The organism is Specibacter sp. RAF43 (genome assembly GCF_052114065.1).
Classification (GTDB): domain Bacteria; phylum Actinomycetota; class Actinomycetes; order Actinomycetales; family Micrococcaceae; genus Specibacter.
Map to the genome: position 1 here is coordinate 25,541 of NZ_JBFREA010000019.1, position 20,292 is coordinate 45,832.

Below are 20,292 nucleotides of genomic sequence, written 5' to 3' on the forward strand. Positions count from 1 at the left end.
CGGCACAGTTAGAGTGGGTCCATGAGTCAAAACAGTTCCATGCCTGCCAATCCCGGGATCAACCTCCGCGGCGCCGTCGACCTCTCGGCCCTAAAGAACCGCTCCGCCGCCGGTGATGGCGCGGCGGGTGGCGGCTCCCCGTATGCGGTGGACGTCAACGAGCAAAGTTTCCAGGAGTTCGTGGGCCTGTCCCAGAGGGTGCCCGTGGTGGTGTCGCTGGGCTCCGGACGCTCCAACCAGTCGGCCGTGCTCAACCGCGTGCTGGAACGGCTCATGAACGACTTCGGCGGCAAGATCGCCCTGGGCCGGGTGGATGCGGACACCAACGCCCAAATTGCGCAGGCGTTTGGGGTGACCGTGATCCCCACCGTGATCGCCCTCGTCAAGGGCCAGCCCGTGCCCTTGTTCGAAGGGGACATGCCGGAGGATCAGATCAGGACCTTCCTGGACGAGCTGCTGAAGGTGGCGGCCAGCAACGGCGTCACCGGCAGCCTCGGTGGCGCGCCCGGTGCGGAGCCGGCCGAGCCCGCCCCGCTGCCGCCGCTGCACCAAGCCGCCTTTGACGCCATCGAGGCGGGCGACCTCGCCGCTGCCCAGGCCGCCTATGAGAAGGCGCTGGCGGAAATGCCGGCCGACGCCGACGCCAAGGTCGGGCTGGCCCAGGTGCACCTGATGCGACGGGTCGCCGACCTGGACGCGGACCAGGCCGAGGCCCTGCGGACCCGGGCAGCGTCCGAACCGGACGACGCCGAAGCCCAGTTGGCCGTGGCCGACCTCGACGTCACCGGCGGCCATGTGGAGGACGCCTTCGCCCGGCTCGTGACGTACATCTCCTTGCACTTTGGCCCCGAACGCGAGATCGCGCGAGTCCGGTTGCTGGAGCTGTACGACGTCGTCGGGACCGCCGATCCGCGCGTCGCCAAGTCCCGCCAGGCCCTGGCCCGCGCCCTGTTCTAGGCCGCCCGCCCCGGCCGGGAAGTCATCCTTTGGGATGGGGTGGCTGCGCGGAGCGGATTGTTAGGGTGGCCCTATGACCGTTCAAGACCATGCAGAAGGCACCGGGCCCCGCCCGCCGGCCTTGGCCATCCGGGGACTGGCGAAAAGGTTCGGCCCGAAGATCGCCGTCAATTCCATCAACCTCGACGTCCCCGCGGGTTCCCTTTATGGCCTGGTGGGACCCAACGGCGCGGGAAAAACCACCTCCCTGTCCATGGCCACCGGACTGCTGCGCCCCGACGCCGGAGCGGTGTGGGTGCACGGGGTGGATGTGTGGGCGAACCAGCTGCAGGCGAAGCGGCTGATGGGCCTGCTGCCCGACGGCGTGCGACTGTTCGACCGGCTGACCGGGGAACAGCTGGTCAGCTACGCCGGGTTGTTGCGCGGGATGGACAGGGACACCGTGGCCGAGCGCGTCGCGGACCTGCTTGCCGCCCTGGATTTGGGCAAGGACGCCGGAACACTGGTGGTGGACTACTCCGCGGGGATGACGAAGAAGATCGCCCTGGCCGCCGCGCTGATCCACGCGCCGAGGCTGCTGGTCCTGGATGAGCCCTTCGAATCCGTGGATCCGGTCTCCGCGGCGAACATCCGTGACATCCTTACCGACTATGTGCACTCCGGCGGGACGGTCATCGTCTCCAGCCACGTCATGGACCTGGTGCAGCGCATGTGCTCCCACGTCGCCGTCATCGCCGGCGGCAACGTCCTGGCGGCCGGCACTGTCGAGGAGGTCCGCGGCCACCAAAGCCTGGAAGATAAGTTTGTGGACCTGGTCGGCGGTCGAAACCACGCAGCGGGGTTGCAATGGTTGCGCACCTCCTGAGCCTGAAGCTGACGCTGCTGCGCAATTCGCTGCGACGCAGCCCCATGCAGCTGGTGGGCTTGATCATCGGGGCCCTGTACGGCCTGGGCCTGCTGGTGCTGGTGCTGGCCGGGTTCGTGCTGCTCGGCGCCAACGGCTCCCGGGAATGGATCGGCACGGTGGTCACCCTGGCCGGGGCCGCCCTGATCCTGGGCTGGTTGGTCATCCCGGTGATTGCCTCCGGCGTGGACATGACGCTGGACCCTGCCCGTTTTGTCACGTACTCCATCCCCGGCAAGACCCTCCTGCTCGGCTTGGCCCTCTCCAGCTTCATCGGCATCCCCGGCGTCCTGACGCTGGTGGCCTCGGTGGGCACGGCGTTGGCGTGGTGGCGGCATCCGGCGGCCGGTGCCGCGGCCCTGCTGTGCGGCATCGTGGCGGCCCTGACGTGCATTGTCGCGTCCCGGGCCATCACCACCGCCAGCACCAGCCTGGCCTCGTCCCGGAAATTCAAGGACCTCAGCGGTGTGGTGGTCCTGGTGCCGCTGGTGTTCCTGGGCCCCATCGTCGGGAGCGTGTCCGACGGCGTGCGCGACCTCCGGGAGTACCTCCCCGCCCTGGCGGGCACTGTGTCGTGGACCCCGTTGGGCGCCGTGTGGGCCGTCCCGGCCGACGTCGCCGCCGGCGCGTACGGTGCCGGCGCGCTCAAGCTGCTCATTGCACTGGCCACGCTCGCCGCCCTGACCTGGCTCTGGCAGGCCACCCTGGCCAAGGCCCTGGTGACGCCGGCCTTTGCCGGCAGCGCCCGGCGCAAGGGCGGCCAGCTGGGCTTTTTCCGGTACTTCCCGGCCACCCCGACCGGCGCCGTTGCGGCCCGCTGCCTCACCTATTGGTTCCGGGATCCCCGCTACACCGCCGGACTGGTCATTGCCCCGCTCATCCCGCTGGTGATCGTCTTTGCCGGAACCCAGGCCGTCGGCATGGATGCCATGGGCGCCGTGCTTGGCTACGGCGCGGCGCTGGCCGTGTTCCTGGTGGTCTGGTCGATTTCCGCCGACATCTCCTATGACAACACCGCCTTCGCGCTGCACCTGGCCACGGTGCTGCCGGGCCGGGCGGATCGAACCGGCCGGGCGCTGGCCGCCGGGGTCCTGGCCGTCCCCCTGGGGCTGGTGTACGCCGTCGCCGGGGCGGCCGTGGGCAATGACTGGGCCGCCCTGCCCGGCACGGTGGGCCTGGTTCTGGGCATGGCGGGCAGCGGGCTGGGCCTGGCCAGCGTGTTCTCGGCCCGGTTCACCCTCAACGTGCCGCTGCCGGGGGAGAGCCCGCTGAAGGGCAAGCCGGGCAACAACCTGGCCGCCACGCTCACCCAGATGGCAGGGTTCGGCGGCTTGGCCGTGTTGGTGGTCCCGGAACTTGTCCTGGTCATCATCGGCGCCACCACCGGCCGGCCGCTGTACGGCTGGCTCGCACTGGCCGTCGGCGTGGTGCTCGGCGGCGTGTTCCTGGTCACGGGCATCAGGATCGGCGCCAGGGTATATGAGCGGCGGGCGCCGGAATTGTTGCAGGCCGTTTCGGCTGACCGCTGAGAATCGCTAAGGTTGGGGGACACTGAGTAGTCTTCGGCACCGGCATGCGCCTGCCCTGAAAGGAACGTGTTTCATGGAGGTCATCATCCTCCCCAGCAGCAAGGAAATCGGCGTACTGGCCGCCGACGCCATCGAGGAATTGGTGCGCCGCAAGCCCGGCGCCGTCCTGGGCCTGGCCACCGGCTCCTCCCCCCTGCCGATCTATGACGAGCTGGCCCGGCGCCACGACGAGGACGGCTTGAGCTTCACCCAGGCCCACGGCTTTGCCCTGGACGAGTACGTCGGCCTGCCGTTGGGGCACCACGAGTCCTACCGTGAGGTGATCCGCCGCGAGTTCACCAACCGGATGGACATCGCCGCGGCCAATGTGCACGGCCCGGACGGCACGGCCGCGGACATCCTGGCCGCCTGCGACGCCTACGAGGAGGCCATCAAGGCCGCCGGCGGCGTGGACCTGCAGATCCTGGGCGTGGGCACCAACGGCCACATCGGCTTCAATGAGCCCGGGTCCTCGCTGGCGTCCCGCACCCGGATCAAGACCCTGCAGGAGCAAACCCGCACGGACAATGCGCGCTTCTTTGACAGCCTTGAGGACGTCCCGCACCACGTCGTCACGCAGGGACTGGGCACCATCATGGACGCCCGCCACGTGGTCCTGGTCGCGTCCGGGGCCGGCAAGGCGCAGGCGGTCCGTGACTTCATCGAGGGCCCCGTGACGGCGAGCTGCCCGGCGTCGGTGCTGCAGTTCCACCCGCACGCCACCATCCTCGTTGATGAGGCGGCGGCCGCCGAGCTGACCATGGCGGCGCAGTACCGCCAGACGTACAGCAGCAAGCCGGCCTGGCAGGGACTCTAGCCACCCACCGGACGACGGCGGGGGCGAGCCGATCCCTGAGCCGCCCCCCGCCGTCGTGCCTCCTTAGGTGAAGTTCGACCGCCCCTTTCGCCCCCTGACAGGGGCGGGGCGGGGTCCGTGCCGGATGTGGTTGACGCTAGAATGGTTCCATGAGCTTGCCACCAGACCCCTTCGAAAACGCGCCCATGCGCAGCCCCGGCGGCCCAGGCGGCCCCGGCAGCCAGGGCGGATCGACCGCCGTCATTGAACGCGAGGAGCTGCGCCAGGAAGTTGAGCCCGGCGACAGCGAACGGTTCTCGCACTATGTGCGCAAGGAAAAAATCATGGAGTCCGCCCTGACCGGCGAACCCGTCGTCGCGCTGTGCGGCAAGGTGTGGACCCCCGGGCGGGACCCGCAAAAATTCCCCGTCTGCCCGGACTGCAAAGCCATTTATGAGGGCCTGAACCCGGGCAAGGGACCGAAGAATCCCAAGAAGTAGCAACAGTTTTGGGGGCAGCGCACCTGCCCTTTCTTGGCGTGCCCGGCGTGCCCACACGCCGGGCACGCCCGCGAAAGAAGTGATTTGATGGGGGATGGCCGTCCGTGACGGAGACATTGTTTGGTGGCCCGTCGCTGCCTCCGGCCTACCCTGAGCGGGCCGCGTGGGGGACGGCGCAAAAGCTGCGGGCCTGGCAGTCCGAGGCCATGGCGCGGTACTTCTCGGCCAACCCGCGCGACTTTTTGGCCGTGGCCACGCCCGGGGCCGGCAAGACCACCTTTGCCCTGCACATCGCCAAGACGCTCCTGGCCCGGGGCACCATCAACCGCATCACCGTCGTCACGCCCACGGACCACCTCAAGCGGCAGTGGGCGGACGCCGCGGCGCGGGTCGGCATCTCCATCGACCCGAATTTCAAGAACGCGGACGGCCGGCACGGCAAGGGATTCATCGGCGTGGCCGTCACCTACGCTCAGGTGGCCAGCAAGCCGATGCTGCACCGGGCCAAGACGGAAGCGGCCCGGACGCTGGTGATCCTGGATGAAATCCACCACGGCGGGGACGCCCTGTCCTGGGGCGACGGCATCCGTGAGGCGTTTGACCCGGCCGCGCGGCGGCTGGCCCTGACCGGGACGCCCTTCCGCTCGGATACGGCCGCCATCCCGTTCGTGGAATACGTGGAGGACCGCGAGGGCATCCGGCGCTCCCGGGCCGACTACACGTACGGCTACGGCGAGGCCCTCAAGGACCACGTGGTGCGCCCGGTGATGTTCATGGCCTACTCCGGGCAGATGCGCTGGCGCACCAGCGCCGGTGAGGAAATGGCCGCCACCCTGGGCGCCCCGGTCACCAAGGACATCACCTCGCAGGCCTGGCGGACGGCGCTGAACCCCGCCGGGGAATGGATCCCGGCCGTTCTGGCGGCGGCGGACAAGCGCCTCGCGGAGGTGCGCCGTGCCGTGCCCGACGCCGGCGGGCTGGTCATCGCCACCGACCACGACGACGCGCGGGCGTACGCCGGGCAGCTGAAGAAGATCACCGGGCAGTCGCCCACCGTCATTCTCTCCGACGACGCCAAGGCCTCCAGCAAGATTGAGGCGTTCTCCGCCGGGGACAAGCGCTGGATGGTGGCGGTGCGCATGGTCTCCGAAGGCGTGGACGTGCCGCGCCTGGCCGTGGGCGTCTACGCAACCTCCACCGCCACGCCGCTGTTCTTCGCCCAGGCCGTGGGACGCTTTGTGCGCGCCCGCAAGCGCGGCGAGACCGCGTCGGTGTTCCTGCCCTCCGTGCCCAACCTGATGGCGCTGGCCAACCAGCTGGAGGTGGAGCGGGACCATGCCCTGGACCGGCCGGACAAGGATCCGGACGGTTTCCAAAACGACGACGAGATGGACCAGGCCAACCGGGAGGAGAAGGCGTCCGACACCTTGGAGAAGTACAAGTTCGAGGCGCTGGAGTCCCAGGCAACCTTCGACCGGGTCCTCTTCGACGGGGGCGAATTCGGCACGGGCGGGGAAATCGGCAGCGACGACGAGCAGGACTTCCTGGGCATCCCGGGCTTGCTCGACGCCGAACAGGTGGGGGTGCTGCTGCGGCAACGCCAAAGCGACCAGCAGTCGCGCCGCCGCCGGAAAACCGCGGCCACGGCCGAACCGGATGCCCCGGCCGTGGTGGACCACCGCCTGCTCATGGACCTGCGCCACGAGCTGGCCAAGAACGTCTCCGCCTGGAGCGCCCGCTCCGGCATGCCCCACGGCATGGTGCACAGCGAGCTGCGGCGCATCTGCGGCGGCCCGGCCGTGGCGCAGGCGGATGAGTCACAGCTGCAGCACCGGCTCAAGAAGCTCCAGGACTGGTTCCTCGGGCGCAAGTAGCCCCCAGCGAGACGAACTGACCCGCAATAGATGTCGAAAAAGGGGCGAAATCGCCCCTTTTTCGACATCTATTGCGGGCCACTTGGCGGCGGGTATGGCGGGACCCTTGACCCTACTTGACCTCGACGCCGGCGTCCGCGAGTTCCTCCAGGGCCTCGTCGCTGGATTGGTCGTCCACGCCGGCGACGTAGTCGCGCAGCACGGTGGTGTTGTAGCCGGCGTTGATCGCATCCAGGGCGGTGGCGCGGACACAGTGATCGGTGGCGATGCCCACCACGACGACGTCCTCGACGTCGTTCTCGCGCAGCCAGTCGTCCAGGCTGACCGGGGCGTCGTCCGGTTCGGCGTCGTCGTAGGCCTCCCGCTCACCCACCACCACCTCGTCCTCCGGGGCCAGGAGCCCGTCGAAGCCGGAGTAGGCGGCGTCGAACTTGCCCTTGCGGAAGTACGCGTCGATGTCCTCGGTGTCCAGGTTCCGGTGCAGGGCGGCGCCCTTCGAGCCGGCCACGCAGTGCACCGGCCAGCTGGTGAGGAAGTCCGGCGTGTCGGAGAAGTGGCTGCCCGGATCAACGTGCCAGTCCTGCGTGGCCACGATGAAGTCGAAATCGACGGTCGCGGCGATCAGTTCGCTGATCTCCGCGGCAAGGTCGGCGCCGCCGGAGACGGCCAGCGAACCGCCTTCACAAAAATCGTTTTGCACGTCCACAATGATGAGGGCCTTTGCCATGGGGTTGTCCTTTACTTCGTTACTACTGAGGGCTGTTCAAATTCGGTGGGGATGACCGGGTCCCCGCGCTGGAGCCGGCGGGCGGTGCCGGGCATCTCCGCCATCGACGCCTCGTGGCGGGCGGCGGCCCGCACCACACCCTCCGCGCCGGTCCACCCCGGCGCCAGCACGCCGTCGGCGACGAACTGCTCGATCAACGGGCGGTCATTGCCGTCGTTCTCCGGCGGTACTCCGACCCCCACGATCTCCGCCGTCGCGATCCCGTGCTCATTGAGGCGGCGCAGGGCGTACTTCTTCCCGCCCAGGCTGGTCTTGTTCTTGGCGGTCTTGGCCACGGAGACGAACTCGCCGGTTTCGCCCTGGCGGGCCACCAGCTTGTAGACCATGGAGGCGGTGGGGGCGCCGGAGCCGGTGACCAGCGAGGTGCCCACACCGTAGGAATCCACCGGGGCGGCGGCCAGGGCGGCGATCGCGAACTCGTCCAGGTCGCTGGTGACGGTGATGCGCGTATGCGTGTTGCCCAGGGAGTCAAGGAGTGCCCGGACGTCGTGGGCCTGCGCCACGAGGTCCCCGGAGTCCAGCCGGATTCCGCCCAGGGAGGCGCCGGCGATCTCGACGGCCTTGCGCACGGCCGCCTCGACGTCGTACGTGTCCACCAGCAGCGTCGTGTCGGCGCCGAGGGACTGTACCTGGGCCCGGAACGCGTCCTCTTCGGAATCGTGCAACAGGGTGAAGGAATGCGCGGCCGTGCCTTGGGTCAGCACGCCGTACCGCAGGCCGCACTCCAGGTTGGAGGTGCTGTGGAAGCCGGCGATGATGGCGGCCCGGGAGGCGGCGACGGCGGATTCCTCATGCGTGCGCCGCGAGCCCATCTCAATGCAGGGACGGGTCCCGGCGGCGCCAATCATCCGGGAGGCCGCGGAGGCGATCGCGGAGTCGTGGTTGAGGACCGAGAGCACGTAGGTTTCCAGGATGCATGCCTGCGCAAACGTCGACTCGATGGTCAGGATGGGGGAGTTGGGGAAATATAGTTCGCCCTCTGCGTAGCCGTAAACGTTGCCGGTGAACCGGAAATCGGCCAGCCAGGCCAGGGTTTCGTCATTGACCACCCGGTTGCGGGCCAAGAAGTCCAGCTCCTGGGGGCCGAAGCGAAAATTCTCCAGCCCCTCCAGGAACCGGCCGGTGCCGCCCACCACCCCGTAGCGGCGGCCGTCCGGGAGCCGCCGGGCGAACGCCTCGAACACGCTGCGCCGGTGCGCCGCGCCCGAATGCAGGGCCGCCTGGAGCATGGTCAGTTCGTAGTGATCCGTAAACAGGGACGCGCGCGGGTGGCCCCAACTCGATGCAGTAGTCACGGAATTCACTTTAGTGGGGCGACACTAGAATGGACACATGAGTGTCAGCACAGCCCCGGAAACGGAACAGGCGCAATCAACGAAGGTATTTGCCGCTCCGGACATCCCCTGGGAGCTGATCATCTGGAATGATCCGGTGAACCTGATGAGTTACGTCAGCTACGTTTTCCAAAGCTACTTTGGCTACTCGGAGGCGAAGGCGTCCGCGCTGATGATGCAGGTCCACACGGAGGGCAAGTCCGCCGTCGCCCAGGGGGCCAAGGAAAAAATGGAGGCACACGCGGTGGCGATGCACGGATTCGGGTTGTGGGCCACGGTGCAAAAGGGCGGCAAGCGTGGCTAAGGCGTTCACGGCCGGCCGCCGCGGCATCACCGGCTTCCTGGAGCCGGCCGAGCGCGACCTGCTGCGCAAGCTCTTTGCCGACATCATCACCTTGCTCGAACGTGAGCGGCCCGCGCACGAGGACCCGCTGGCCGCGCTGATCGGCCTGGACCCGGACGCCACCGTGCCCACGGACCCGGCCCTGCGCCGGCTGCTCCCGGACGCCGTCAAGGACGACGCCGAGGCCTCCCTTGAGTTTCGCCGCCTCACCGAACGCTCGCTCCGGGAGGCAAAGATCGGCGCCCTGCGGGCCGCGACGATGGACCTGGACGCCGAGAAGCTGGTGCTCGACGCCGCGGCCGCCACGGTGTGGTCGATGGCCCTCAACGACGTGCGCCTGGTGCTGGCCGAGCGGCTGGAAATCCGTGACGAAGCGGATGCCGAGCGAGTCCACCTGGTCCAGGACTGGGCCGATGCCGAGGATGTGGAAAGCTACCTCTCCCTGGTGTACAACTTCGTCTCCTGGCTGCAGGAGGGCCTGGTCCAGGCCATGCTGGCGGGCCTGAATCGGCGGAAATAAAGGCCGCGGCGGGGCTGCGCCGCGCCGCTGTGACGCAACAGACTCGGCGAAATGCACTCCCGCCCGGGCCAAACCATCTATCCTGAAACGATCATGAGCACAACACCCGGGGGTTTTTCACGCACAGGCGGCCCGGCCGGTCCGGACGCCGCCAGGACGCCGCACCCGATGGCCGATCGGGCCATCGGCATCTTTGATTCCGGCGTCGGCGGCCTGACCGTGGCGCGGGCCGTCATCGACCAGCTGCCCAATGAATCCATCCTGTACGTGGGGGACACCGCCAACGGCCCGTACGGGCCCCTGCCCATCGCCGAGGTCCGGGCCAACGCGCTGGGCGTGATGGACGAACTCGTGGACGCCGGTGTGAAGCTGCTGGTCATCGCCTGCAATTCGGCATCCGCGGCGGTGCTGCGCGACGCCCGCGAACGCTACACCGCCCGCTACGGGATCCCCGTCATCGAGGTCATCCAGCCGGCCGTGCGCCGGGCCGTCGCCGCCACCCGGACCGGCAAGGTGGGCGTCATCGGCACCGTGGCCACCGTCGGCTCCCGCGCCTACGACGACACCTTCGCGGCCGCCCCCGCGCTGACCATCACCTCCGCCGCCTGCCCCGACTTCGTCCGGTTTGTCGAATCCGGCATCACGGCCGGCCCCGAACTGCTGTCCACGGCGGAGGCGTACCTGGCCCCGCTGAAGGCCGCCAACGTCGACACCCTGGTGCTGGGGTGCACGCACTACCCCCTGCTGACGGGCGTGATCTCCTATGTGATGGGAGATTCCGTGACGCTGGTCTCCAGCGCCGAGGAAACCGCCAAGGACGTCTACAAGGCCCTCGTCGGCCACAATCTGGAGCGCGTTGCCACGGACCCGCCCGCGCACAATTTCCTCTCCACCGGCGATGCCGGGCAGTTTGGCGTGCTGGCCCGGCGCTTCCTGGGGCCGGAGGTGCGCGGCGTGGAGCAGGTCAGCCACGTCTCGGCGCACTATCCCACCGGCTCCATGGCCCGCATCACCCCTGCCATGATTGCCGCGGCCCAGGCCTCCGCCGGGGCCGCCCGGCGCATCTCCAATTTTGTCCTGCGCGACTCGGTCGTCACAGCCGCCGTTCCGGGCAACGCGGCGCGGGAGCGCCCATGAAGTTGACGATCGTCGGGTGCAGCGGGTCCTTCCCCGGGCCGGCGTCGCCCGCCTCGTGCTACCTGCTGACGGCGCACGACGGCGTCCGGCCGTGGCGCGTGCTGATCGACCTGGGCAGCGGCGCGCTGGGGGCCGTGCAGAAGTACATGGACCTGGAGGACATTGATGCGATCTTCCTCAGCCACCTGCACCCGGACCACTGCATGGACCTGTGCGGCCTGCACGTTGCCGTTCGCTGGACCCCCAACGGCTGGAAGCGGGGGCGCATCCCGGTGTGGGGGCCGGCGGCGACGGCGGACCGGCTCGCCACCGCGTACGGCCTGGAGCTGGATCCCGGGATGCACGACGAATTTGATTTTCAAAAGTGGAGTGAGCGTACGCCCGTCACGGTGGGACCGTTCACCGTCACGCCCCATGCGGTCAACCACCCCATTCCCGAGGCGTACGCCCTGCGCGTGGAGGCCACCGAATACGACGGTACCGGCGTGGATCGGACGGTCACACTGGCCTACTCCGGTGACACGGACTCCTGCCAGGGGCTCGAGGACGCCGCCCGCGACGCCCATTTCTTCCTGTGCGAGGCGGCCTTCGAGGAGGGCCGTGACGACCACATCCGGGACGTGCACCTGACCGGCAAGCGCGCAGCCGAGGCCGCCACCCGGGCCAACGTCGGGCGCCTCCTGCTGACCCACCTGCCGGTGTGGACGGACCCCAACACGGTGGTGGCCGAGGCCCGCGCCGCCTATTCCGGCGAGGTTGCCGTGGCCGTTGCCGGGGTGCACTACATCATCTGATGCGCCGGGTGCGCCGGGTGCGCCCGCCGCCGGCGATCACCTTTGGGCCACAATGTGACCACATTGTGGCCCTGTTGGAGTCCCCTGCCACGCGGTTCGCGGGCATACTGGAGGAATCCAGGCGGTGACGTGAAAGCGGTGTTTGATGAAAATTAGACCAATAGTTGTCGCCACGGCGATGGCCTTGGCCGTCGCCGGATGCGCCCCGGCCGCGCCGGGCCCCCGCGATCCCGGGCCGTCCGCCTTCGTCGTGCCGTCCGCGTCCGCGGGGCCGTCCGCGGCCCCCGCCATCAGGATTTACCAAATACCCCATGTGGCCGGCGGCGGCCCGTCCCTGGCGTTGTCGGAGCTGGGGAACACGCTCAACGAGTTTGCCGCGCGGCATCCCACCGTCTTCTCCGGCACCTGGTTCGCGCCGGAACAGGAGCTTTTTGTGGTGGGCGTTGCGTTGCCAAAGGACCCGGCCGCCGCCGAACTCGAGGCGCTGCGCGGCCGTCTCGATCCCGGGCTGGTCTCCACCCGGACGGTGCCGGCCAGGTTCTCCTGGGCCCAGCTCGAGGCCATGAAGCAACAGATCGTGGACGATTTTCTCCTCCACGCCACGGCGGGCGTCAACGGCGTGGGACTGGACGTCGTCAATAATGCCGTCGTGGTGACGATCCTGCGCAGCGGGAAGGATCCGGCCCTGACGGACAACGTCGCCGTCCTGGCCATCGCCGCGAAGTACGCCGACGCCGTCGAATTCGAAGAAACGTCAAGCCCGGCCACGGCCGGCTGAGCCGCCGGGTCCGCTACCCCTCAGGACGCTCCCCAGGGCGGGGTTGCGGGCGGCAAAGATCGTCCCAAATGATCACCCGCGGCGGGTCGGCGTCGGATAGGGTCAACATACCAATGCATAAATATTTGGGTGGCTGCCGGGTGCCTGCCTGTACCGGCGGATCCGCCCGTGTCATTCCCCAGCGAAGGAAACGACCATGAGCAACATGCCGATGCCAAGTTACAACGCCGGCGAACCGGAGTACGCCGGCACCGCCGCGCCCGTGCCGCCCAAGCAGATCGGCTGGGCCTTCCAGCTGCTCATTGCCGCGGCCGTCCTTCAGGTGCTTGCGACCATCTTCGGCGTCATCTACATTTCCTCGGAGAAGTTCCGGGCCATGGCCGCCGAGACCCTGGCCAAGCAAAACCTGCCCAGCACCGGTGCGGACCTGGTGGATGTGTCCGTGACCGTTGCCCTCAGCGTGGCGATCGTCAGTGCCGTGCTGGCCGTGATCGTGTATGTCCTCATCGCGCTGTTCATCAGGAGGGGCATGGGCTGGGCCCGGATCACCGGCGCCGTCCTGGCCGTCATCTCCTTCTACCAGCTTGCCAACCTCATGATGCCCGGGGGCCTCTTCACCATCGTCCAGGTCCTGGCCGGCGTCGCCGCGATCGTCCTTTGCTTCATCGCCCCCGGCGCCCAATACTTCACCGAGATGAAGAACTACCGCCTGGCGAACAAGCGCCGCTGACCCCCTGCCGCCCCCGCAATTGACCCGCAATAGATGTCGGAAAATCGCGTTTTCGACGTGATTTTCGACATCTATTGCGGGTCAGCTGCGTGAGGGACCGGAGCGGACGGCTGGGGGGCGCCTCGGCCGCTAGGCTTATGCCATGACAACTGGCGAGACTGTAATCCTGCGTGCCGACGGCCGCACCCCCGACCAACTGCGCGACATCAGCATCACCCGCGGCTGGTCCAAGCAGGCGGAGGGCTCGGCGCTGATCGAGTTCGGCAATACGCGGGTGCTGTGCACGGCGTCCCTGACCGCCGGCGTCCCGCGCTGGCTCAAGGGCGAGGGCACCGGCTGGGTCACGGCCGAGTACGCCATGCTCCCGCGGGCCACGAACACCCGCAACGACCGTGAGTCCGTCAAGGGCAAGATCGGGGGCCGCACCCATGAGATCTCCCGCCTGATTGGCCGCTCGCTGCGCTCGATCATCGACACCAAGGCCCTGGGCGAGAACACGATCGTCCTGGACTGCGACGTGTTGCAGGCCGACGGCGGCACCCGCACCGCGGCCATCACCGGCGCCTACGTGGCCCTGGCCGACGCCATCCGCTACGCCAAGGAGCACAAGCTGATCGCCAAGAGTGCCGAGCCGCTCATCGACACGGTCTCCGCCATCTCGGTGGGCATCATCGACGGCGTCCCCATGCTGGATCTGCCGTATGTGGAGGACGTCCGCGCCGAGACCGACATGAACGTGGTAGTTACCGGCTCCGGCAAGTTCGTCGAGGTCCAGGGCACCGCCGAGGGGGCGCCGTTTGACCGCGACGAACTCAACGAGCTGCTGGACCTGGCCCTGATCGGCACCTCGGAACTGGCGCAGATCCAGCGCGAAACCCTCGGCCGGTAGTGGGGGCCCCGAGGCTGGTGCTGGCCACCCACAACCAGGGCAAGCTGCGGGAGCTGCGGGAGCTGCTGCGCGGCCAGGTCCCGGGCCTGGACGTGGACACGGACGTGGTCGGCGCCGGCGCCCTCCACGCACCCGACGTCGCCGAAACCGGGGTCACCTTTGCCGAGAATTCGCGGCTGAAGGCCGCCGAGGTGGCCCGGTTTACGGGCGTACTGGCGATCGCCGACGACTCCGGACTGGCCGTGGACGTGCTGGGCGGGGCGCCGGGAATCTTCTCCGCCCGCTGGGCCGGCCGGCACGGCGACGACGCTGCGAATCTGGACCTGCTGCTGGCCCAGCTGGCGGACATCGGCCCCGCCCACCGCGGCGCCCGCTTTGTGTGCGCGGCCGCGCTCGCCAGTCCCGACGGCAGCCTTGACGTGGTGGAGGAGGGGACCCTGGACGGCACCCTGCTCACCGCCCCCCGCGGCAGCGGCGGCTTCGGCTACGACCCCATCCTGCAGCCCGTGGGCATGGACAGGTCCTGCGCCGAGCTGACCGGGGCGGAAAAGAACGCGATCAGCCACCGCGGCACCGCGTTCCGGGCCCTTCTGCCACACATTGTCCGGGCGCTCGCGCGGTAGTTTCAGCCAAGACGCGTCAGTGACGCCCCGGCGCGTGGCGGGTTCTCACGCCCGGAATCCTTGCCGGCAACGCCAGCCGTACCATGACCAGCCCGGTGACCGCCGCCATGCTGATGGCCATGGCCGCGCCGGCCAATACACCGATGAGGGCAATCTGGGCCGGCGGCTGGCCGGGCTGCCACAGGGGGGTGGCGACGGCCAGGAAAACCAGCAACCCCACCAGCCAGGCGGCGGACGAGCCAAGGATCCATCGCCGGCTGCGAGGGAGATGCCGGCGCAGCTCCAGCCACTGCGCCGCCCCGATGGAGGCCAGCAGCGCGGCCCCGGCCAGGACCCCCACGGTGAGCTGCAGCCCGAGGGGCCAGGCGGTCCAGATCTGGCTGAATTCACTGGGGGCGAGGCCCAGGAGCCAGGCCGTTGCCGCGGCAGCGGACGTCAGGAGCATCCAGCGCCGGCGGGACAACGCCGGCAGCAGGCGTCGGAGGACATGGGCCTGGGACCAGCCCAGGAGGGCGCCCTCCACCAGGCCGGCGAAGATCAGGAGGGGAAGCATCAGGGCGGGTGCAACCCCGGACCCGATCCGTTGCAGCAGGACCGGGGCCAGAAACCCGATGCCCTCGCCCAGGCTCACCCAGCCCAGCCAGGCACGGTAAAACCCGGCCTTGGGGCTGGCAGGCAATGCAATCACGATTAGTCTTTCCCGTCCGGCCCGGTTCCACCCCGGGCGTCGGACCGGGGCGTTCAGGGCCGGCTACTTTTTCCCGGCCTTGCGGCGGCCCCAAAATGCCTTGGCGAATTCGACGAAGATCGGGATTACCGAAAGCAGGACGATCACGACGAAGATGATGTCCAGGTTTGACTGCACCCAAGGGAAGCGGTCGCCGAGGACGTAGCCGAGCAGCGTCACCCCGCCCGCCCACAGCACCGCGCCAATGGCGTTGAAGATGACAAAGTGGCGCACGTTCATCCGGGCCACGCCGACGATCACCGGCACAAAGGTGCGTACGATCGGGACAAACCGGGCTAGGATCAGAGCCTTGCCGCCGTGCTTTTCAAAGAACGTGTGGGCGTGGTCGACGTGCTCGCGCCGGAACAGCTTGGAGTCGGGCTTGTTGAAAATGGCCGGGCCGGCCTTGGCGCCGATCACGTAGCCCACCTGGTTGCCGACGAACGCACAGACGATCAGCAGCATGATCAGCACGCCGATGTTCACCGGGAGCTTGCCGGTGCTGGTGAGCAGGCCGGCGGTGAAAAGCAGGGAGTCCCCGGGCAGGAAGAATCCCACCAGCAGGCCCGTCTCGGCGAAGATGATGGAGCAGGCGATGACGACGACCCACAGGCCGAGGGCGGGGTTGTCGAGGATGTTAACGGGGTCGAGCCAGGGAGGCAAAAAGCCCATCGGGGCTGGGCCGTGGCCGGTCAGTGCGGGCAGGGCGAAGTCACTCAGAGCGGAAATTATCACCTTTCAAGGCTACGGCACGTTGTGGGGGATGCTCCCATCCTCGGGTGTGGGCCCGTGGCCGGACCCGGCCGCGGCGCGGGGTGTCGGCGCGGAGCGGTAGCCTTGAAAGGTGCCTGTGGACTTTACTGCCATCGATTTTGAAACCGCCAACGGATTTAGGGGATCGCCCTGTTCGGTTGGCCTGACGAAGGTCCGCAACGGAGTGGTGGTCGATGAGGGCTATTGGCTCATGCGCCCGCCCGCCGGCCATGACCACTTTGACTCCCGCAACATCACCATTCACGGCATCACCCCGGACGACGTCGCCGCGGCGCCCCGATTCGCCGAGGTGTTCCCCGAAGTTCGCGATTTCATCGGCTCGGATGCCCTCGTGGCGCACAACGCGGCCTTTGACATGGGCGTGATCCGCTCGGCGTCGGAAGTCTCCGGCCTGCCCGCGCCCGCCTTCGACTATGCGTGCACGGTGGTGCTCTCCCGGAAGAACTATTCGCTGCCGTCCTATTCGCTGCCGTTTGTGGCCGAGGCGGCCGGGGTGCCGCTGGTGAACCACCACGACGCCACCGAGGATGCCCGGGCCTGCGCCGGGATCATGGTGGACATTGCCGCCAAGCACGCGGCGTCCTCCGTTCGCGGCGTGTTCACGGCGATGCAGCTGGCCATGCCGCACACCGACGCGTACGACCCCGCCACGGATGAGATGTCCAAGGCCACCCGCTCGGCGCTGGAGAAGATGGCGGAGGTCGCCGCCGGCGTGTCCTCCGGGCGCCGGGCGCGGGCCAGCTGGTCCACCGAGGGCCCGAACCCGGAGCCGAACTCCCTGGCCGATTCCTCCCACCCGTTGTACGGCCAAACCATCGTTTTCACCGGCGACCTGGGCCTGTCCCGGCCCGAGGCCAAGCTGCGGGCGGCCCACTACGGCGCCCGGTCCGCCAGCAGTGTGACCCGCAAGACCACCGTCCTGGTGGTGGGCAGCGGCTTCGCGGCCACGGACCTGCGCACCGGCCGGCTGACGTCCAAGGCGCAGCGGGTCCTTGAATTGCAGCGCCGCGGCCAGGGCATCGAGGTGCTCTCCGAAGGCGAATTCATGCAAATGATCGGCTGAGGCACGGACCCGTAGCCACCACCGCCCGCCGGCTACTACGCTTCCTGACATGGCCCATCCGAAGATGTACGACGACGATGACCCGATCCTCTTGCGGCTGCGGGCCCTGTGCTTGGCGTTCCCGGAGGGCACGGAGCAGGAGTGGTTCGGCCGGCCCACGTTCCGGTGCGGGAAAATCTTCGCCTACTACGGCCAGGGACAGACGGGCCACCCCCGCCCCGCATCCGTCCAGGTGCTCCCGGAGGCCGACGAACGCGAGGCGCTGCTGGCGGATCCCCGCTGCTACATGCCCTCCCATATTGGCCCGTACGGCTGGGTGGGGCTGGACCTGGGCGTTGCTCCGCCCGACTGGCAGGAGATCGCGGAGCTGCTCGATAGTTCCTACCGCCGGATCGCGCCGGCGCGGTGCGTCGCCATGCTGGACAGGGACGGATCGCCGGCGGACCGGCCCCGCTAGGGCTCAGGCCGGCGGGAAGCGGCACTTCTGATTGCTGACGCGGCGCGTCCCGCCGGCCAGGTCACGCGGCGCAACAATGCTTCAGTTCGCGTCCCCGCCGGCCCTACTCTGGGGACATGCCCCAGTTCACCGACCGGATTCCCGCCGCTACGGGCTTTATCCCGGCGCCGCGCGAATCCCGCCTGCGCAGACTCTTCGCGTTTCCGAATCCCGTCAACGAATACGCGGCCCGCTTCACGGCCGGCATCGTGGTGCTGTTGGCGCTGGCTGCCGTCGTCACGGGTGCCGTGTGGCTGGTGGGTGTCATCGCCGTGGGCTTCGTGCTGCGCGTGGCGTTTGGTCCGCGCATCTCCCCGGCCGCACTGCTGGCCGTAAAGGTCTTGGCCCCGCGGCTGGGCGCCCCCAAACTGGTCCCCGGCCCGCCCAAGCGCTTTGCCCAGGGCATGGGCGCGGTGCTGTCCCTTGCGGCGTTCCTGCTGCTGGGCGCGGGTGCGTCGCTTGCGGGCTGGACGTTGGTCGTCTTCCTGGTTGTAGCGGCGTCGCTGGAATCGTTTCTGGGCCTGTGCCTGGGCTGCCTCATCTTTGGCGTCCTGGCACGCCGGGGCCTGATCACCGCCAGCGTGTGCGAGGAATGCGCCAACGTCACCGTCCCGTCGCGGTGAGTGCGTAGATAAGGCGGTTCCCGGTGGTGGGAACCGCCTTATCTATGCACTCGGGGCGACGTCGGCCGGACTAGCCGACGGTGAGCTTGATGAAATCCGCCCCCAGGTGGCGGATGAGTTCCGGAGCCTCGCCAAGTTGCAGCCACGCCTCGGGAGGCGCCGCCTCGCCGTAGTAGGCGCCCAGAATGTTTCCGGCGACGGACCCGGTGGCGGCGCTGGCCCCGTCGTGGTTGACGGCGAGGCGAAGGGCGGCCAGAAAATGCTCAACGGGGGAGACGGTGGGCGCCGCGGTGGCCAGCACGGCGTACACGGCGACGGCGAGCGCCTCCTCCGCGACCCGGCCGAGCCCGAGCGCGTCGGTGAGGCCGGCACCGGACAGGGGCTCGCCGTCGTGCGTGGACAGTGTGAGGGCCGCGTCCAGGCGGGACAGCAGGGACGCGTCGGCCCCTTTTTCGTTTGCGGCCCGGTCGCGGGCGGACTCCGCGGCCGCCCGCAGGCCCAGGCCGCCCGCACACAGGGCATGGATGAGCCAGCTGAACGCGGCGGCCGACTGGCCTGCGGACGGGTGGCCGTGGGTGAGGGCGGCGGCATCGGAGCTGAGCTTGTGGACGGTCTCGGCCGGGATGGTCGCCAGCAGCCCGAACGGGGCCGCGCGCGTGAGTGCCCCGGCGCCCTGCGACTGCGGGTTCAGTGGCCGGAAGGCGGTGCCCATCTCGCCCGTCACCAGTGCCGACACGCACGCTGCGTCCGGGCGGCGCTGGTGGTGCAGCACGCTTTGCCGGTCGATCCACCGCTTCTGCGGCACGGGGGCGCGAGCGGCCGCCGTGATGCCCTGGCTCGCCAGCCAGCGCAGATAGGCCAGCCACACGCACGCGTTCAGGTCCGCCCCGACGCCGTCGTTGGCCCATTCCAGGGCCTCGAGCAAACCGTCCAGCGTATACAGGCTCATCTGGGTGTTATCCGAGAAATGCACGGGACCGTCGGCCTGGGTCAGGTCCACCAGCCCGGCCCGCCCGTACTTTGCGGTGATCTCTGCCCGGGAGTCGCCCTCGACGAGGTAGCCGAGGGCATCGCCGAGCGCCCCGCCCATCAGGGCGCCCTGAATGCGCGAAGCGTGGGTGGGTGCACCCGAATCGGCGGCACCGCGCGGATCGAGGGCGCCGGAGCGTGTATCGGAAGGCATGCCTCCAACTTACCCGCCCGGCGCCGTGACAGGGGTGCAACGGCCACTAGACTCGTGGGAGAGCCCCCACTTGAAGGAGACCCATGCGCGAGCCGGCCTGGCGACGAACCGGAAAAACCCCCGACTACCGGTTTTCCCTCGCCAACGAGCGCACGTTCCTGGCGTGGGTGCGCACGGCGCTGGCCCTGCTTGCCGGGGCCATTGCCATCGACCAGCTGGCCCCGGAGATCGCACCGACCGGCGTTCGGATCCTGCTGTGCGTGGTGCTGGCCCTGATTGGCGCGTCCCTGGCAGTCGTCAGCTACCGGCGCTGGGCCCATCAGGAACAGGCCATGCGCAATGAGGCGGAACTGCCGCATTCGTGGCTCATGCTGGGCATGACAGCGGTGGTCTCCGCCGCCGCCGTGGTCTTTGCCGCCCTGATCCTGCTCCGGCCGTAGGCACCCGTGAGCCTCACCAGCCGGCCGGTCCGCGACCCCGGCCTTCAACCCGAACGCACGGCCTTGTCGTGGCGGCGGACCATCATGAGCGCCATCATCGCCGACGTCTTCATCTGGCGGGGCTGGCTGCAGGCCCTGGAGCGCCGGGACACCGACGCCCTGCTCGCAACCGGCCACTCGGCGCACGTCATCGGCCTCGGGATCGCCGCCATGGTCGCGTGCCTGACCACCGTGATCCTCGTCGCCTGCGCGGTGCGCCGCATTCGGGTGCTGCATGCCGGCGTCGTGCCGCTGGCCGCCGCGGCCGACATCGCCGCCTCCGCTCTGACGCTACGCACAGCCTCGGCCGCTATAGTGGCTCTGGCCGTCGCGGCGATCTGCGCCATCGCGCTGGGCTTCTGAGCCGGCCGCGACGTACCCGCCATCCGCCCGTCCCACCAAAGGATCCAGCA

The 20,292-nt window shown here is 69.0% G+C and carries 24 protein-coding genes; 19 read left to right on the plus strand and 5 right to left on the minus strand.

All coding sequences use genetic code 11. The features are described 5' to 3' along the window. Nucleotides 1-21: 21 nt before the first annotated feature. The 6 genes from AB4Y80_RS11495 to AB4Y80_RS11520 all read left to right on the plus strand — a co-directional run bounded on the left by AB4Y80_RS11495 (nucleotide 22) and on the right by AB4Y80_RS11520 (nucleotide 6,599). Entirely contained in the window at nucleotides 22-957 is a 936-nt protein-coding gene (locus AB4Y80_RS11495) for a co-chaperone YbbN (RefSeq protein ID WP_442214278.1), read from the plus strand. Nucleotides 958-1,030: 73 nt separating this feature from the next. Continuing rightward, the gene (locus AB4Y80_RS11500; RefSeq protein ID WP_442214279.1) at nucleotides 1,031-1,822 is read left to right on the plus strand and encodes an ABC transporter ATP-binding protein; all 792 of its coding nucleotides are present in this window, start codon (nucleotides 1,031-1,033) and stop codon (nucleotides 1,820-1,822) included. Further along, the gene (locus tag AB4Y80_RS11505; RefSeq protein ID WP_442214280.1) at nucleotides 1,804-3,390 is read left to right on the plus strand and encodes a transporter; all 1,587 of its coding nucleotides are present in this window, start codon (nucleotides 1,804-1,806) and stop codon (nucleotides 3,388-3,390) included. Before AB4Y80_RS11500 ends, AB4Y80_RS11505 begins: the two co-directional genes overlap by 19 nt. 73 nt (nucleotides 3,391-3,463) lie before the next feature. Next, nucleotides 3,464-4,246: a glucosamine-6-phosphate deaminase gene (gene nagB, locus AB4Y80_RS11510; protein ID WP_442214281.1), complete on the plus strand. Its 783-nt coding sequence runs from the start codon at nucleotides 3,464-3,466 to the stop codon at nucleotides 4,244-4,246. A gap of 149 nt (nucleotides 4,247-4,395) precedes the next feature. After that, complete coding sequence (locus tag AB4Y80_RS11515) at nucleotides 4,396-4,725, plus strand: DUF3039 domain-containing protein (RefSeq protein WP_442214282.1); 330 nt, start codon at nucleotides 4,396-4,398, stop codon at nucleotides 4,723-4,725. 104 nt (nucleotides 4,726-4,829) lie between these two features. Beyond that, nucleotides 4,830-6,599, plus strand: coding sequence for a DEAD/DEAH box helicase (locus tag AB4Y80_RS11520; RefSeq protein WP_442214284.1), 1,770 nt, complete (start codon nucleotides 4,830-4,832; stop codon nucleotides 6,597-6,599). Nucleotides 6,600-6,711: 112 nt separating this feature from the next. Here AB4Y80_RS11520 and AB4Y80_RS11525 read toward each other — a convergent pair whose 3' ends face one another. Further along, entirely contained in the window at nucleotides 6,712-7,326 is a 615-nt protein-coding gene (locus AB4Y80_RS11525) for an isochorismatase family protein (protein ID WP_442214285.1), read from the minus strand. Between the two features lie 11 nt (nucleotides 7,327-7,337). Then, complete coding sequence (locus AB4Y80_RS11530; protein WP_442214286.1) at nucleotides 7,338-8,681, minus strand: nicotinate phosphoribosyltransferase; 1,344 nt, start codon at nucleotides 8,679-8,681, stop codon at nucleotides 7,338-7,340. A 37-nt stretch (nucleotides 8,682-8,718) separates the two neighbouring features. Here AB4Y80_RS11530 and clpS point away from each other — a divergent pair, with 37 nt between their 5' ends. The 8 genes from clpS (at nucleotide 8,719) to rdgB (ending at nucleotide 14,534) form a co-directional block, all read left to right on the plus strand. Continuing rightward, nucleotides 8,719-9,024 (plus strand): ATP-dependent Clp protease adapter ClpS, encoded by a 306-nt coding sequence (gene clpS, locus AB4Y80_RS11535; protein WP_442214287.1) that lies wholly within the window; start codon nucleotides 8,719-8,721, stop codon nucleotides 9,022-9,024. Next, a complete protein-coding gene (locus AB4Y80_RS11540) occupies nucleotides 9,017-9,583 on the plus strand; it encodes a DUF2017 domain-containing protein (RefSeq protein ID WP_442214288.1) in 567 nt (188 codons plus the stop codon). The genes clpS and AB4Y80_RS11540 overlap by 8 nt, the downstream gene beginning before the upstream one ends. A gap of 168 nt (nucleotides 9,584-9,751) precedes the next feature. Continuing rightward, on the plus strand, nucleotides 9,752-10,720 hold the full coding sequence (murI, locus tag AB4Y80_RS11545) for a glutamate racemase (RefSeq protein ID WP_442214324.1): 969 nt from the start codon (nucleotides 9,752-9,754) through the stop codon (nucleotides 10,718-10,720). Beyond that, the gene (locus AB4Y80_RS11550) at nucleotides 10,717-11,514 is read left to right on the plus strand and encodes an MBL fold metallo-hydrolase (RefSeq protein ID WP_442214289.1); all 798 of its coding nucleotides are present in this window, start codon (nucleotides 10,717-10,719) and stop codon (nucleotides 11,512-11,514) included. The genes murI and AB4Y80_RS11550 overlap by 4 nt, the downstream gene beginning before the upstream one ends. A gap of 145 nt (nucleotides 11,515-11,659) precedes the next feature. Then, nucleotides 11,660-12,292, plus strand: coding sequence for a hypothetical protein (locus AB4Y80_RS11555; RefSeq protein ID WP_442214290.1), 633 nt, complete (start codon nucleotides 11,660-11,662; stop codon nucleotides 12,290-12,292). Nucleotides 12,293-12,488: 196 nt separating this feature from the next. Continuing rightward, nucleotides 12,489-13,022, plus strand: a complete 534-nt coding sequence (locus tag AB4Y80_RS11560; protein WP_442214291.1) for a hypothetical protein — start codon at nucleotides 12,489-12,491, stop codon at nucleotides 13,020-13,022. A gap of 142 nt (nucleotides 13,023-13,164) precedes the next feature. Beyond that, nucleotides 13,165-13,911, plus strand: coding sequence for a ribonuclease PH (rph, locus tag AB4Y80_RS11565; protein WP_442214292.1), 747 nt, complete (start codon nucleotides 13,165-13,167; stop codon nucleotides 13,909-13,911). Further along, nucleotides 13,911-14,534, plus strand: a complete 624-nt coding sequence (rdgB, locus tag AB4Y80_RS11570) for an RdgB/HAM1 family non-canonical purine NTP pyrophosphatase (protein ID WP_442214293.1) — start codon at nucleotides 13,911-13,913, stop codon at nucleotides 14,532-14,534. The genes rph and rdgB overlap by 1 nt, the downstream gene beginning before the upstream one ends. Before the next feature lie 16 nt (nucleotides 14,535-14,550). Here the strand turns inward: rdgB and AB4Y80_RS11575 are convergent, their stop codons facing one another. Both AB4Y80_RS11575 and AB4Y80_RS11580 read right to left on the minus strand, forming a co-directional pair. Beyond that, nucleotides 14,551-15,222 (minus strand): hypothetical protein, encoded by a 672-nt coding sequence (locus AB4Y80_RS11575; protein WP_442214294.1) that lies wholly within the window; start codon nucleotides 15,220-15,222, stop codon nucleotides 14,551-14,553. A gap of 63 nt (nucleotides 15,223-15,285) precedes the next feature. Further along, nucleotides 15,286-15,981 (minus strand): VTT domain-containing protein, encoded by a 696-nt coding sequence (locus AB4Y80_RS11580; RefSeq protein ID WP_442214325.1) that lies wholly within the window; start codon nucleotides 15,979-15,981, stop codon nucleotides 15,286-15,288. A gap of 124 nt (nucleotides 15,982-16,105) precedes the next feature. Between AB4Y80_RS11580 and AB4Y80_RS11585 the strand changes: the two genes are divergently transcribed. From AB4Y80_RS11585 to AB4Y80_RS11595, 3 genes are all read left to right on the plus strand, one after another. Then, nucleotides 16,106-17,098: an exonuclease domain-containing protein gene (locus tag AB4Y80_RS11585; RefSeq protein ID WP_442214295.1), complete on the plus strand. Its 993-nt coding sequence runs from the start codon at nucleotides 16,106-16,108 to the stop codon at nucleotides 17,096-17,098. A gap of 49 nt (nucleotides 17,099-17,147) precedes the next feature. Continuing rightward, nucleotides 17,148-17,555 carry an MmcQ/YjbR family DNA-binding protein gene (locus tag AB4Y80_RS11590; RefSeq protein ID WP_442214296.1) on the plus strand — a complete coding sequence of 136 codons (408 nt, stop codon included), beginning with the start codon at nucleotides 17,148-17,150 and terminating at the stop codon, nucleotides 17,553-17,555. 116 nt (nucleotides 17,556-17,671) lie between these two features. Then, nucleotides 17,672-18,217, plus strand: coding sequence for a DUF4395 domain-containing protein (locus tag AB4Y80_RS11595; protein ID WP_442214297.1), 546 nt, complete (start codon nucleotides 17,672-17,674; stop codon nucleotides 18,215-18,217). Between the two features lie 70 nt (nucleotides 18,218-18,287). Here the strand turns inward: AB4Y80_RS11595 and AB4Y80_RS11600 are convergent, their stop codons facing one another. Beyond that, nucleotides 18,288-19,400, minus strand: coding sequence for an ADP-ribosylglycohydrolase family protein (locus AB4Y80_RS11600; RefSeq protein WP_442214298.1), 1,113 nt, complete (start codon nucleotides 19,398-19,400; stop codon nucleotides 18,288-18,290). An 83-nt stretch (nucleotides 19,401-19,483) separates the two neighbouring features. Here AB4Y80_RS11600 and AB4Y80_RS11605 point away from each other — a divergent pair, with 83 nt between their 5' ends. Together AB4Y80_RS11605 and AB4Y80_RS11610 are read left to right on the plus strand one after the other, a co-directional pair. After that, entirely contained in the window at nucleotides 19,484-19,840 is a 357-nt protein-coding gene (locus AB4Y80_RS11605; RefSeq protein WP_442214299.1) for a YidH family protein, read from the plus strand. Nucleotides 19,841-19,846: 6 nt separating this feature from the next. Beyond that, entirely contained in the window at nucleotides 19,847-20,242 is a 396-nt protein-coding gene (locus AB4Y80_RS11610) for a DUF202 domain-containing protein (protein WP_442214301.1), read from the plus strand. Nucleotides 20,243-20,292: the final 50 nt, after the last annotated feature.

What these genes read in the sequence shown, in the direction of transcription:
- AB4Y80_RS11495 (WP_442214278.1), top strand. Translation starts at nt 22, where the DNA reads ATGAGTCAAAACAGTTCCATGCCTGCCAATCCCGGGATCAACCTCCGC.
- AB4Y80_RS11500 (WP_442214279.1), top strand. Translation starts at nt 1,031, where the DNA reads ATGACCGTTCAAGACCATGCAGAAGGCACCGGGCCCCGCCCGCCGGCC.
- AB4Y80_RS11505 (WP_442214280.1), top strand. Translation starts at nt 1,804, where the DNA reads ATGGTTGCGCACCTCCTGAGCCTGAAGCTGACGCTGCTGCGCAATTCG.
- nagB (WP_442214281.1), top strand. Translation starts at nt 3,464, where the DNA reads ATGGAGGTCATCATCCTCCCCAGCAGCAAGGAAATCGGCGTACTGGCC.
- AB4Y80_RS11515 (WP_442214282.1), top strand. Translation starts at nt 4,396, where the DNA reads ATGAGCTTGCCACCAGACCCCTTCGAAAACGCGCCCATGCGCAGCCCC.
- AB4Y80_RS11525 (WP_442214285.1), bottom strand. Translation starts at nt 7,326, where the DNA reads ATGGCAAAGGCCCTCATCATTGTGGACGTGCAAAACGATTTTTGTGAA.
- clpS (WP_442214287.1), top strand. Translation starts at nt 8,719, where the DNA reads ATGAGTGTCAGCACAGCCCCGGAAACGGAACAGGCGCAATCAACGAAG.
- murI (WP_442214324.1), top strand. Translation starts at nt 9,752, where the DNA reads ATGGCCGATCGGGCCATCGGCATCTTTGATTCCGGCGTCGGCGGCCTG.
- AB4Y80_RS11550 (WP_442214289.1), top strand. Translation starts at nt 10,717, where the DNA reads ATGAAGTTGACGATCGTCGGGTGCAGCGGGTCCTTCCCCGGGCCGGCG.
- AB4Y80_RS11555 (WP_442214290.1), top strand. Translation starts at nt 11,660, where the DNA reads ATGAAAATTAGACCAATAGTTGTCGCCACGGCGATGGCCTTGGCCGTC.
- AB4Y80_RS11560 (WP_442214291.1), top strand. Translation starts at nt 12,489, where the DNA reads ATGAGCAACATGCCGATGCCAAGTTACAACGCCGGCGAACCGGAGTAC.
- rph (WP_442214292.1), top strand. Translation starts at nt 13,165, where the DNA reads ATGACAACTGGCGAGACTGTAATCCTGCGTGCCGACGGCCGCACCCCC.
- AB4Y80_RS11590 (WP_442214296.1), top strand. Translation starts at nt 17,148, where the DNA reads ATGGCCCATCCGAAGATGTACGACGACGATGACCCGATCCTCTTGCGG.
- AB4Y80_RS11595 (WP_442214297.1), top strand. Translation starts at nt 17,672, where the DNA reads ATGCCCCAGTTCACCGACCGGATTCCCGCCGCTACGGGCTTTATCCCG.
- AB4Y80_RS11600 (WP_442214298.1), bottom strand. Translation starts at nt 19,400, where the DNA reads ATGCCTTCCGATACACGCTCCGGCGCCCTCGATCCGCGCGGTGCCGCC.
- AB4Y80_RS11605 (WP_442214299.1), top strand. Translation starts at nt 19,484, where the DNA reads ATGCGCGAGCCGGCCTGGCGACGAACCGGAAAAACCCCCGACTACCGG.